The organism is Enterobacter sp. MEB024 (genome assembly GCF_030209635.1).
Taxonomy (GTDB): domain Bacteria; phylum Pseudomonadota; class Gammaproteobacteria; order Enterobacterales; family Enterobacteriaceae; genus Enterobacter; species Enterobacter ludwigii.
The window spans coordinates 1-11,040 of sequence record NZ_JARVRQ010000017.1; the positions used below are offsets into that span (position 1 = coordinate 1).

Genomic DNA, 11,040 nt, shown 5'->3' on the forward strand with positions numbered 1-11,040 from the left:
GGTTATCTGTGAAGTGATTCACATCCGCCGTGTCGATGGAGGCGCATTATAGGGATCCCAATTTTTAGCACAAGTACTTTTTGGATCTTTTTTTCCAACTGTCGATTTTCCGCGCTTTTCGCTGAAATCCCACCCAATATGCTTAAATATTGACGCTTTTTGCCTTGCCTCGATCCATTAATATGATCAAGTCTTCTATATAGTGCTCATCGTTCGAGGTAGATATGTCCGCAGTGTTACGTCCTTATAAAGATCTTCTCCCCCAAAAAGGCGATCGCGTGATGATCGATGCCAGCAGCGTGGTCATCGGCGATGTTCGAATGGCCGACGACGTCAGTATCTGGCCGCTCGTCGCCATCCGGGGGGATGTAAACCATGTGGCCATTGGTGCACGCACCAATATTCAGGACGGTAGCGTTCTGCACGTAACCCACAAATCCTCCTATAACCCCCAGGGCAATCCACTCATCATTGGAGAAGATGTCACCGTCGGCCATAAAGTGATGCTTCACGGCTGCACTATTGGTAATCGGGTTCTTGTTGGCATGGGGTCGATTTTGCTGGATGGCGTCATTGTAGAAGATGACGTGATGATTGGCGCAGGCAGCCTTGTTCCCCAGAACAAAAGACTGGAGAGCGGCTATCTCTATTTGGGAAGCCCGGTAAAACAGATCCGCCCCCTGAAGGAGGCAGAGATCGAAGGATTAAAATACTCGGCGAATAACTACGTTAAATGGAAGAATGACTATCTGAGTCAGGATACCCAGACCCAGCCCTGATCGTCTTCCTGCTGATCGCGGATTAAATCGCTGGCTTCCTCTTCAAGATCCCAGCGATTTTCACAAAACACCTCTAACGGGTCTGAACCACCAAAGCGACGCAACAGCGTTTCCCCACGAATGGCACAGGTAAGTTGCATTCCATGCACCAGCACCGGGAAACAGACCGCCTGTTTACTCTCGTCCCAGCTTTCCCTGTCCGGAAAATGAATTGCCTGATTCACGCCCTGAGCTCCCTTTTCAGCTTTTCAATGACCGGTTCGACCGAAGGCAATACACCGTGCCAGAGCAGCACCGCGTGTGCCGCCTGCCCCACCAGCATTCCCAGCCCATCGGCTACGTGTTTTCCGCCGTGCTGTTCACACCAGTTCAAAAAAGGTGTCTTCCCTTTCTGATAGAACATGTCGTAGAAGTAAATATGGGCACTTACCAGCGAAGCAGGGATCGCCGGCACGTCACCACCGATACCGCTGGAGGTGGCGTTGATGATCAGATCAAACTCACGATCGGCAAGTTCATCCAGGGCGACCGCGCTCACGCTGCCGGTATGTGCGAACAACGTAGCCAGCGCTTCTGCCCGCGAGAAGGTCCTGTTTGTAATGGTCACCGCGCAATCCAGTGACAGCAGAGGCAGCAATACTCCCCGCGACGCTCCGCCCGCACCAATCAGCAGAACCCTGAAACCAGGCTTAATAAACGAGAGCCTTTCCAGATCGCTCAGTAACCCAATTCCGTCAGTGTTGTCTCCCAGCAGGCGTCCATCTTCAAGCCGTTTTAAGGTATTCACTGCACCCGCAAGGGAAGCACGCTCGGTGAGTTCATCCGCACGTTCGAAGGCTTCCTCTTTAAACGGTACCGTTACATTCGCACCTTTGCCACCCGCGTTGAAGAACCCCTCCAGCGCAGGAATAAATGCATCAACGGGCGCCAGCACGCGGCCATAGGGATGATTTATTTGCAGTTGCTCGGCAAACAGTTGATGGATTAACGGTGACTTGCTGTGTGCTATCGGATTACCAAAAACAGCATAGGTTTCCATTGGATTACCCCTGGCGAAAACGTTCGCCGGTCAAGGCGTCGCGGATTTCAGACGGATTGAGGCGCCCTCCCGTCTCACCGACGGCAACCGGGAAATCATTCCCAAACTGCGCCCGTACTTCGTCGGTTGTGCGGCAAGGTGGCTGCCCGGTCAGATTCGCGCTGGTTGAGACCAGTGGTTTTCCAAAGGCCAGGCAAAGCTCGACCACCAGCGGATGGTCCGTCACGCGCACGGCGAGGGAATCAAAACGCCCGGTCAACCAGCGCGGCGTTGTCGGCTTCGCCGGGAAAACAAAGGTCACGGGGCCGGGCCATGCTGAGAAAATAGTCTCCCGCTGCTCCGGCGTTAGCATGGAATCATCGATATAAGGCTTAAGCTGCTCATAGTTAGCAGCGATTAAAATAAGCCCTTTTTCGACTGGCCTCTGTTTAAGTGTGAGCAGTCGGCCAACGGCCGTTTCGCTGTCAGGATCGCAACCGACCCCAAAAACAGCTTCAGTTGGATAGGCGATGACTTCTTCATTTTTCAGGACATCCACCGCATGAGCAATGGAGCCTGATGGCAGGTTATTCTTCACTGTTTTGATCCGCCGGAACCGGCTTTCCACATTGTTTACTGGCGCAGAAGCGTTTCAAACCTTGCGCCGTTTTTTTCTCTATAAGTAGCGGATAATTGCAATGAGAGCAGACACCCGCTACCGGTTTGAAATTGATAACAAACTGACATTCAGGATAGCGATCGCAGGAATGAAAGGTCTTACCAAAACGAGAACGGCGCTGCACGAGCTGTCCACGCTGGCATTGAGGACAGGCAATAGCCGTTTCATCAGGTTTATCAATTTGTTCTGTATGTTCACATTCAGGATAGTGGCTACAGCCAATAAACATGCCGAAACGACCCTGACGTAGCGCTAACTCGCCGCCGCAAAGAGGGCAAAGCTGACCCTCCAGGATTTTGACGATATGTCCATCCGCCTGGCTTTTCAGGGGACGGACATAATCACATTCCGGATAGTGGGAACAACCGAGAAACGGGCCGTGTTTCCCGGACCGAATAACAAGTTCAGCCCCGCACTGCGGGCAGGGCTCATTTTTATGCACCGTGAATAGTGCTGATTTGGCCATAACAACTCTTGGTGCTGCACATTGAATTAATGCAGCATACCTTCATTCACTTCAAAGAGTAATTCTTCCATTTGCTGATAGGCATTTTCACAGCCTGGAATATTAAACAGAACCATCAGGATGACCCACTTGAGGTCTTCCAGTTCGAAGTCTGCCGTATCCAGCGCCATAACGCGCTCTATCACCATCTCTCTCGTTTCGAGGTTTAGCACCTGAATCTGCTCAAGGAATAAAATGAATCCCCGGCAGCTCGCGTCCAGCCTTTCACACTCTTCAGCTGTGTAGATGCGCACAGACAATGGGTCAGAAGCTAACTGCATCGGTTCGGCGAGGCCTTCCTGATAATCAGCCAGTTTTTCCAGCCACATCAACGCATTATAGATATCTTCCCGCTCAAACCCCGCATCGGTAAGATCCTGTGTCAATTTGTCCTGATCCACTCGCATTTCTGCTTCGTTATGGATGTAAGTCTCAAACAAATACATCAGTACGTCGAACATGGCTTGCCCTCCTTAATCGGACATAGCCGCCGGGTACAGCTGCGATCCATCCTGCTAACTCCAGTTCGAGTAGCTGTGCTACCGTAACTGGCACAGGTTGGCCGGCACGTTCAGCGACAACGTCAACAGGTGTTACCTCATCTCCTACGTTAGCCAGGAGCTTGGGAAATGGCAATGCCACCTTTCCCTGATCTGATGAATAATGTCGCTTTTCGGGATCTTCCTGCAGCCATTGCAATCCATATTGCAAATTTTCAAGAATGTCCCTGACTTCCGTTACCGGTGTTGCACCCTGCTTTATCAGCCAGTGCGGCCCTTCGCATCCCGGGTTACCAATTGGGCCGGGTAAGGCAAACACGTCTCGCCCCTGCTCAAGCGCGCACCGTGCGGTCACAAGCGAACCGCTGCGTACCGCTGCTTCAACCACGAACACCCCCTGACTTAGCCCGCTGATAATTCGATTACGCCGGGGAAAGTGTCCCGGCCGGGGCTGCGCTGATAGCGGAAACTCAGACACTATCGCGCCACCAGAATCGATAAGCCGCGCAGCCAGCGCCTGATGCCGACGAGGATAAATACTAAAGAGACCGTTACCCAGCACCGCAACGCTACGCCCTTTTGCCGATAGCGCAGCGTTGTGGGCGATACCGTCAATACCGCAGGCCAGCCCGCTGGTGATCGTTAAACCACTTTGAGAAAGCTGTTCACAGAGAATTTTTCCCCATCGCTCGCCGTACCATGACGGCGCACGGCTGCCAACAACCGCCAGTTGAACTGCATTCAGTACATTAGGGTTGCCTTTAACAAAGACTGCGCCTGGATAATCCGGGATCGTCCGGAGTAAAGGAGGATAAAGAGGCTGCTCCGCCGTGATCAGATGGTTACCCGGCTGTTCGAGCCAGAGCAGGCTACTTTCCAGCTCACTTTCTCTGAGCGCAAAGAACCGTGCAGCCTGTTTGACAGACAGACCGGCGTCTCTGACAACGGGACCGTCAATGGTTGTCTGGTTGTGCAATCGTGCTGCCGCTTCCAGCATCACATCGCCATAAAGAGAACCGGTGTGTATTAACCGTAGCCATAACTCAGTCGACGTCATCCTTTCCCCTGCCATAAGCGGCCTCCGCAATCATTGCGATTGGTCACTGATGCTGTCAATCGATGGGGGTTTTGTCTAGAATAGGAGATAATATTCTTATCAACTCCTGAACACGACTCTGGAAATTTATGGCAGTTTTGCAAGTGTTACATATTCCGGACGAGCGCCTTCGCATCGTCGCTGAACCGGTAAAAGAAGTGAATGCAGAAATTCAGCGTATCGTTGATGATATGTTCGATACCATGTACGCCGAAGAAGGTATTGGTCTTGCGGCCACTCAGGTCGACATTCACAAGCGTATTATCGTGATCGACGTATCTGAAAATCGCGATGGCCGCCTGGTGTTAATCAATCCTGAGCTGCTCGAGAAGAGTGGCGAAACAGGTATTGAGGAAGGTTGTCTGTCTATTCCGGAACAGCGTGCTTTAGTGCCGCGCGCCGAAAAAGTGAAAATTCGCGCCCTGGATCGTGACGGCAATCCGTTCGAACTGGAAGCTGACGACCTGCTGGCGATCTGTATTCAGCATGAGATGGATCATCTGGTCGGTAAACTGTTTATCGATTATCTCTCGCCGCTGAAGCAGCAACGAATTCGTCAGAAAGTAGAGAAACTGGATCGTTTGCGTTCTCGCGCATAACGTCCCCCCGGATACAAGGATCATCGTGTCTAAATCACTACGTATTATCTTCGCGGGAACCCCTGATTTTGCAGCGCGTCATCTTGACGCGCTGTTATCTTCTGGCCACCAGGTTATTGGCGTGTTTACCCAACCGGATCGCCCGGCTGGCCGTGGTAAAAAACTGATGCCAGGTCCTGTTAAGGTGCTGGCAGAAGAGCATGGGTTACCTGTTTTCCAGCCAGCATCCTTGCGCCCTCAGGAAAACCAGCAGCTTGTCGCTGACCTGAATGCCGATGTAATGGTGGTGGTGGCTTACGGTTTAATTCTGCCAAAAGCTGTGCTTGATATGCCTCGCCTGGGTTGCATTAACGTGCATGGTTCTCTGCTTCCACGCTGGCGTGGGGCAGCACCTATTCAGCGCTCTTTATGGGCGGGTGATGCTGAAACGGGCGTCACAATCATGAAGATGGATGTAGGTTTAGACACCGGTGACATGCTTTATAAACTGGCCTGCCCCATTACGGCCGAGGATACCAGTGCCACCCTGTATGACAAGCTGGCAGAGCTTGGCCCGCAAGGGCTGATTGAAACCCTCCAGCAGATTGCGAATAATACGGCGAAACCTGAAGTTCAGGATGAAGCGCTGGTCACTTACGCTGAAAAACTGAGTAAAGAAGAAGCCCGGATTGACTGGTCTCTGTCAGCGGCTCAACTTGAACGCTGCATTCGCGCCTTTAATCCATGGCCGATGAGCTGGATGGTTATCGATGAGCAGCCGGTGAAAGTCTGGAAAGCCTCCCTTATTGACGGTCACACAACGGCTGAGCCCGGTACGATTATCGACGCCAGCAAGAACGGTATTCAGGTAGCTACCGCACAAGGGATCCTGAATCTGGAATCGCTACAACCTGCGGGTAAGAAGGCGATGAGCGCACAGGATTTGTTAAATTCTCGTCGCGAATGGTTTATCCCGGGCAATCGCCTTGCCTGACCTCATTTAATTTTAGCGCCCGGTGTTTCCGGGCATTTTTATTTTTACGGTTATGAAAAAACAAAATTTACGCAGTATGGCGGCTCAGGCCGTTGAGCAGGTTGTCGAGCAGGGCCAGTCATTGAGCAATATCCTGCCAGCTTTGCAGCAAAAAGTGTCCGACAAAGACAAAGCCCTGCTTCAGGAGCTCTGTTTTGGCGTCCTGCGCACGCTTTCTCAGCTCGAGTGGCTGGTTAATAAGCTGATGTCACGTCCAATGACCGGCAAGCAGCGCACCGTGCATTATTTGATTATGGTTGGCTTCTATCAGCTTCTTCACACGCGTATCCCGCCTCATGCCGCACTGGCTGAGACAGTGGAAGGTGCCGTTGTGATTAAACGTCCTATGCTGAAAGGGTTGATTAATGGCGTTCTGCGCCAGTTCCAGCGACAGCAGGAAGAACTTCTGGCTGAGTTCGGGCAAAGTGAAGCACGTTATCTGCATCCTGACTGGCTCCTGAATCGCCTTAAAAAAGCCTGGCCAGAGCAGTGGCAGGCAATTGCCGACGCGAATAATCAGCGTCCGCCGATGTGGTTACGCGTCAACCGTAATCACCATACGCGCGACGCCTGGCTGGCTTTACTGGAAGAGGCTGGAATGAGCGGCTTCACACATGAAGCATATCCTGACGCTGTGCGTTTAGCCTCTCCTGCGCCGGTACATGCTTTACCTGGTTTTGATGAAGGCTGGGTGACCGTACAAGATGCTTCCGCGCAGGGCTGCATGGCCTGGCTGGAACCTAAAAACGGCGAGCACATCCTCGATCTCTGCGCCGCGCCAGGCGGTAAGACGACGCATATTCTGGAAGTGGCCCCTCAGGCAAACGTCATGGCCGTGGATGTCGATGAGCAGCGTCTTTCACGCGTCTATGACAACCTTAAGCGCCTGGGAATGAAAGCGCAGGTTAAGCAAGGCGATGGCCGCAAACCCGCAGAATGGTGTGGTGAAACGCAATTCGATCGCATCTTGCTGGATGCTCCCTGCTCAGCAACCGGCGTTATTCGTCGCCACCCGGATATCAAGTGGTTGCGTCGCGACCGTGATATCAAGGAACTGACTCAACTGCAATCCGATATTCTTGATGCCATTTGGCCACACCTGAAGCCAGGAGGCACGTTGGTCTATGCGACCTGTTCGGTCCTTCCGGAAGAAAACAGCCAACAGATTGCAGCCTTCCTTAAACGTACCCCGGATGCAGTGCTACACGACACGGGCACGCCTGAACGCCCAGGCCTGCAGAATCTGCCGGCCGCTGAAGAAGGTGATGGCTTCTTTTACGCTAAGCTAATCAAAGAGTGATGTTGAGAACAGGTCACGAGATATGAAGATAATCATTCTGGGTGCCGGACAGGTTGGTGGGACGCTGGCTGAAAACCTTGTTGGCGAAAATAATGACATCACGATTGTCGATACCAATGGCGATCGGCTGCGTGTTTTACAGGACAAATTTGACCTTCGCGTCGTGCAAGGTCATGGCTCGCACCCGCGTGTCCTGCGTGAAGCGGGCGCCGACGATGCTGACATGCTGGTTGCGGTGACCAGTTCTGACGAAACCAACATGGTGGCATGTCAGGTGGCCTATTCGCTGTTCAACACGCCGAACCGGATCGCGCGCATCCGCTCCCCGGACTATGTCCGGGATGCAGAGAAGCTGTTTAATTCCGAAGCGGTCCCTATCGACCATCTTATCGCTCCAGAACAGCTGGTTATCGACAATATCTACCGCCTGATCGAATATCCTGGTGCGCTGCAGGTGGTGAACTTCGCCGAAGGTAAAGTGAGCCTGGCGGTCGTTAAGGCCTATTACGGCGGCCCATTGATCGGTAATGCGCTCTCCACCATGCGTGAGCATATGCCGCATATTGATACCCGCGTTGCAGCCATTTTCCGCCATGACAGGCCAATTCGCCCACAGGGTTCAACCATAGTCGAGGCAGGTGATGAAGTCTTCTTCATCGCGGCATCTCAGCATATTCGCGCGGTAATGAGCGAACTGCAGCGTCTCGAAAAACCGTATAAACGCATTATGCTCGTTGGCGGTGGTAATATCGGCGCGGGACTGGCGCACCGGTTGGAAAAAGACTACAGCGTGAAGTTGATCGAGCGCGATCAACAGCGCGCGGCTGAGCTGGCTGAAAAGCTGCAAAACACCATCGTGTTTTATGGCGATGCCTCTGATCAAGAGCTGCTGGCAGAAGAGCATATTGATCAAGTTGATCTGTTTATTGCCGTCACTAACGACGACGAGGCGAACATTATGTCCGCCATGCTCGCCAAACGTATGGGGGCAAAAAAAGTCATGGTGCTTATTCAACGCCGCGCCTACGTGGACCTCGTGCAGGGAAGCGTTATTGATATCGCGATATCACCGCAACAAGCAACCATTTCAGCCCTGCTGAGCCATGTTCGTAAGGCGGATATTGTTGGCGTATCTTCCCTTCGCCGCGGTGTGGCTGAAGCCATTGAGGCCGTTGCCCATGGTGATGAAACCACATCACGCGTTGTGGGCCGCGCTATCGATGAAATTAAACTACCACCGGGAACAATTATTGGTGCCGTGGTGCGTGGAAACGACGTGATGATTGCGAATGATAATTTACGTATCGAGCAAGGCGACCACGTCATTATGTTCCTTACCGATAAAAAGTTTATTACCGACGTCGAACGTTTATTCCAGCCAAGTCCATTCTTCCTGTAATCAATCAGGTGCTTATAAAAGAGCACCTGATTATTAACCCTCTTATTCCCATGCCTTTTATTTTTCATAACGATTAATTATCCCCAATGGAAATTAACTAATCATTTGTTAAACTTATAATCGTCAGTTGGCTCAAGGAGAAGAAAATGAGTTTAGTTAAAGAATTTCGCGAATTTGCGATGCGCGGGAATGTGGTGGATCTGGCAGTGGGTGTCATTATCGGTGCAGCGTTCGGTAAGATCGTTTCATCACTGGTAGCCGACATTATTATGCCTCCCCTAGGGCTGTTAATCGGGGGCATTGATTTTAAACAGTTTGCCGTGACGCTTCGGGATGCACAGGGTGATGTCCCTGCCGTTGTTATGCATTATGGCGTTTTCATTCAGAACATATTTGATTTCGTGATCGTGGCGTTCGCCATTTTTATGGCTATCAAGCTTATCAATAAGCTTAACCGTAAAAAGGCTGAAGAACCGGCTGCGCCGCCTGCTCCGACAAAAGAAGAAGTGTTATTGACTGAAATTCGCGATCTTTTGAAAGAGCAAAATAACCGCTCTTAATCAGACGTTGAAAAAAGGAAGGCCAGTGGTAAAAAAGCGATTCGCTTACTTGCCACTGGCCTCCCAGTTACCCCGTTTTGCATGTTTCCCTTTTCGTAAATAACTCCCTTTTCCTTTTTTATTCTTCTCAATACGCTGCCTGAAAAGCGGGTCGTGGAGCAGTGCCTCAATGGCATTGTCCTGAATTTGCCCTTTCGTATGCTGATAGCGGCTCATAATTTCTCCTGAGCATGGTGTATGTCGACGGGAGTCTAGTCCCGGATGAAGTAAAAATCAACTGCCCTGGGTTCCACTGGCCCCCTGTTCAAGGGCTTCAAGAATGGAACAATAAATACTGCTATGGGCTGTACCGCAGCAGGCGTCATTCAACCGTTGCAGAGAACGCTGCATGGTCTGTAGTTCCTGTATACGCGCTTCAACTTCATCAAGCCTCGCCTGTACGATGCTCTTCGACTCCTGGCAAGTATGGTGTTCAGGATCGATGCGGATCGAAAGTAACTCGCGGATCGAGTCCAGGGTGAAACCAAGCTGGCGAGCGTAGCGGATAAACCGTAAGCGCTGCAGGTCATGATCGGTATAGAGTCGAAATCCACCTTCAGTACGAACCTCGTGATCAATCATCTGCTGCTTTTCGTAATAGCGGATAGTGTCCGGCGTTACGTTAGCAAGCCTGGCAAGTTCACCGATACGGTACATGGTTATTCCTCATTTATTTTCTGCATTAGCCTGTCACTGTACTCACCGTGCAGAAAGTCAGTGCTCATTCCGGCCTGACGCATTTTGAGTTCGATGAGAGCCAGTCGACGGCTAATTTCACGGTGGCTGGGATCATCCTTGCGAATCCCTTTCAGCAAGTCAGCCAGTTGCATGGCCTCTTTACGCTGCTCCAGTTCCGGTGGTAAACAACCGGCATTTTTGAGTAAGCGATATCCGGCCCGTAATTCAGGGGCAACATGCGAATCATCATCAAGCACTAACGGCTCGCCGCGTCCCGCAAGGTTATCAAATTCGCCTTTTCGCTGAGCATCGCTGATATGGCGTTCTGCCCACTGGTCGAGCAACCACATGAATAACTCCAGAGGATGAACAGAAAAGATACAGATATTGTAGAGAAGTGGGGATTCAGCGGATATAAAAAAACCCGCCGAAGCGGGTTTTTTTACGTTACTACAGATTACTCTGCAGCAGCTTCTGCTTTAGATTCTGAACGATCAACCAGCTCGATGTAAGCCATCGGAGCGTTGTCGCCTGCACGGAAGCCACACTTCAGAATACGAGTGTAACCACCGGCACGGCTCGCGAAACGCGGACCCAGTTCGTTAAACAGTTTTGCCACGATCTCGTTATCACGAGTACGGGCGAATGCCAGACGACGATTTGCAACGCTGTCAGTCTTGGCAAGAGTAATCAGCGGCTCAACTACGCGACGCAGCTCTTTCGCTTTAGGCAGGGTCGTCTTGATGATTTCATGACGAACCAGTGAACCTGCCATGTTGCGGAACATAGCCTGGCGATGGCTGCTGTTGCGGTTCAGTTGACGACCACTCTTACGATGGCGCATGACCTTATCCTTCTCAGTAAAACCTTAACCTG

General features: G+C 51.6%; 15 protein-coding genes and 1 pseudogene. 6 read left to right on the forward strand and 10 right to left on the reverse strand.

Translation table 11 applies throughout. The features are described from left to right. The first annotated feature begins 224 nt into the window (after positions 1 to 224). Positions 225 to 779, forward strand: a complete 555-nt coding sequence (locus QRN24_RS22325; protein WP_014171882.1) for a gamma carbonic anhydrase family protein — start codon at positions 225 to 227, stop codon at positions 777 to 779. On the opposite strand, the gene QRN24_RS22330 is transcribed toward QRN24_RS22325, so the two are convergent. From QRN24_RS22330 to dprA, 6 genes are read right to left on the reverse strand one after another with little or no spacing between them, the layout of a single operon-like run. Further along, on the reverse strand, positions 755 to 1,003 hold the full coding sequence (locus QRN24_RS22330; RefSeq protein ID WP_014171883.1) for a DUF1488 family protein: 249 nt from the start codon (positions 1,001 to 1,003) through the stop codon (positions 755 to 757). The two genes, QRN24_RS22325 and QRN24_RS22330, sit on opposite strands and share 25 nt — an antisense overlap. Next, a complete protein-coding gene (gene aroE / locus QRN24_RS22335) occupies positions 1,000 to 1,818 on the reverse strand; it encodes a shikimate dehydrogenase (RefSeq protein WP_284943073.1) in 819 nt (272 codons plus the stop codon). The genes QRN24_RS22330 and aroE overlap by 4 nt, the downstream gene beginning before the upstream one ends. A gap of 4 nt (positions 1,819 to 1,822) precedes the next feature. Continuing rightward, complete coding sequence (gene tsaC / locus QRN24_RS22340) at positions 1,823 to 2,395, reverse strand: L-threonylcarbamoyladenylate synthase type 1 TsaC (protein ID WP_020882978.1); 573 nt, start codon at positions 2,393 to 2,395, stop codon at positions 1,823 to 1,825. Beyond that, the gene (locus tag QRN24_RS22345) at positions 2,385 to 2,942 is read right to left on the reverse strand and encodes a DNA topoisomerase family protein (RefSeq protein WP_014171886.1); all 558 of its coding nucleotides are present in this window, start codon (positions 2,940 to 2,942) and stop codon (positions 2,385 to 2,387) included. The genes tsaC and QRN24_RS22345 overlap by 11 nt, the downstream gene beginning before the upstream one ends. Positions 2,943 to 2,968: 26 nt before the next feature. After that, positions 2,969 to 3,442 (reverse strand): DUF494 family protein Smg, encoded by a 474-nt coding sequence (smg, locus tag QRN24_RS22350; protein WP_014171887.1) that lies wholly within the window; start codon positions 3,440 to 3,442, stop codon positions 2,969 to 2,971. Then, positions 3,414 to 4,538: a DNA-protecting protein DprA gene (gene dprA / locus QRN24_RS22355; RefSeq protein WP_284943074.1), complete on the reverse strand. Its 1,125-nt coding sequence runs from the start codon at positions 4,536 to 4,538 to the stop codon at positions 3,414 to 3,416. The genes smg and dprA overlap by 29 nt, the downstream gene beginning before the upstream one ends. 128 nt (positions 4,539 to 4,666) lie before the next feature. Between dprA and def the strand changes: the two genes are divergently transcribed. The 5 genes from def (at position 4,667) to mscL (ending at position 9,447) form a co-directional block, all read left to right on the forward strand. After that, positions 4,667 to 5,176, forward strand: a complete 510-nt coding sequence (def, locus tag QRN24_RS22360; RefSeq protein ID WP_008503479.1) for a peptide deformylase — start codon at positions 4,667 to 4,669, stop codon at positions 5,174 to 5,176. Positions 5,177 to 5,201: 25 nt separating this feature from the next. Beyond that, positions 5,202 to 6,149, forward strand: coding sequence for a methionyl-tRNA formyltransferase (fmt, locus tag QRN24_RS22365; protein WP_025202891.1), 948 nt, complete (start codon positions 5,202 to 5,204; stop codon positions 6,147 to 6,149). Positions 6,150 to 6,201: 52 nt separating this feature from the next. Next, on the forward strand, positions 6,202 to 7,488 hold the full coding sequence (gene rsmB / locus QRN24_RS22370; protein WP_025202890.1) for a 16S rRNA (cytosine(967)-C(5))-methyltransferase RsmB: 1,287 nt from the start codon (positions 6,202 to 6,204) through the stop codon (positions 7,486 to 7,488). Positions 7,489 to 7,510: 22 nt separating this feature from the next. Next, positions 7,511 to 8,887 (forward strand): Trk system potassium transporter TrkA, encoded by a 1,377-nt coding sequence (gene trkA / locus QRN24_RS22375; RefSeq protein WP_014171891.1) that lies wholly within the window; start codon positions 7,511 to 7,513, stop codon positions 8,885 to 8,887. A 146-nt stretch (positions 8,888 to 9,033) separates the two neighbouring features. After that, positions 9,034 to 9,447, forward strand: coding sequence for a large-conductance mechanosensitive channel protein MscL (gene mscL, locus QRN24_RS22380; RefSeq protein WP_014171892.1), 414 nt, complete (start codon positions 9,034 to 9,036; stop codon positions 9,445 to 9,447). Here mscL and QRN24_RS22385 read toward each other — a convergent pair. The 4 genes and pseudogenes from QRN24_RS22385 to rplQ all read right to left on the reverse strand — a co-directional run bounded on the left by QRN24_RS22385 (position 9,338) and on the right by rplQ (position 11,008). Beyond that, positions 9,338 to 9,663 (reverse strand): annotated as a pseudogene (locus QRN24_RS22385) (alternative ribosome-rescue factor A). The gene mscL and the pseudogene QRN24_RS22385 sit on opposite strands and share 110 nt — an antisense overlap. Positions 9,664 to 9,720: 57 nt before the next feature. Continuing rightward, complete coding sequence (gene zntR, locus QRN24_RS22390; protein ID WP_020882974.1) at positions 9,721 to 10,143, reverse strand: Zn(2+)-responsive transcriptional regulator; 423 nt, start codon at positions 10,141 to 10,143, stop codon at positions 9,721 to 9,723. A gap of 2 nt (positions 10,144 to 10,145) precedes the next feature. Further along, positions 10,146 to 10,514: a DnaJ family domain-containing protein gene (locus QRN24_RS22395; protein ID WP_014171895.1), complete on the reverse strand. Its 369-nt coding sequence runs from the start codon at positions 10,512 to 10,514 to the stop codon at positions 10,146 to 10,148. A 107-nt stretch (positions 10,515 to 10,621) separates the two neighbouring features. Continuing rightward, positions 10,622 to 11,008, reverse strand: a complete 387-nt coding sequence (gene rplQ, locus QRN24_RS22400) for a 50S ribosomal protein L17 (protein WP_001216372.1) — start codon at positions 11,006 to 11,008, stop codon at positions 10,622 to 10,624. Positions 11,009 to 11,040: the final 32 nt, after the last annotated feature.

Coding starts and splice junctions, on each gene's coding strand:
- QRN24_RS22345 (WP_014171886.1), bottom strand. CDS start 2,942: ATGGCCAAATCAGCACTATTCACGGTGCATAAAAATGAGCCCTGCCCG.
- smg (WP_014171887.1), bottom strand. CDS start 3,442: ATGTTCGACGTACTGATGTATTTGTTTGAGACTTACATCCATAACGAA.
- def (WP_008503479.1), top strand. CDS start 4,667: ATGGCAGTTTTGCAAGTGTTACATATTCCGGACGAGCGCCTTCGCATC.
- trkA (WP_014171891.1), top strand. CDS start 7,511: ATGAAGATAATCATTCTGGGTGCCGGACAGGTTGGTGGGACGCTGGCT.
- rplQ (WP_001216372.1), bottom strand. CDS start 11,008: ATGCGCCATCGTAAGAGTGGTCGTCAACTGAACCGCAACAGCAGCCAT.
- QRN24_RS22395 (WP_014171895.1), bottom strand. CDS start 10,514: ATGTGGTTGCTCGACCAGTGGGCAGAACGCCATATCAGCGATGCTCAG.
- zntR (WP_020882974.1), bottom strand. CDS start 10,143: ATGTACCGTATCGGTGAACTTGCCAGGCTTGCTAACGTAACGCCGGAC.
- QRN24_RS22325 (WP_014171882.1), top strand. CDS start 225: ATGTCCGCAGTGTTACGTCCTTATAAAGATCTTCTCCCCCAAAAAGGC.
- rsmB (WP_025202890.1), top strand. CDS start 6,202: ATGAAAAAACAAAATTTACGCAGTATGGCGGCTCAGGCCGTTGAGCAG.
- dprA (WP_284943074.1), bottom strand. CDS start 4,538: ATGACGTCGACTGAGTTATGGCTACGGTTAATACACACCGGTTCTCTT.
- aroE (WP_284943073.1), bottom strand. CDS start 1,818: ATGGAAACCTATGCTGTTTTTGGTAATCCGATAGCACACAGCAAGTCA.
- mscL (WP_014171892.1), top strand. CDS start 9,034: ATGAGTTTAGTTAAAGAATTTCGCGAATTTGCGATGCGCGGGAATGTG.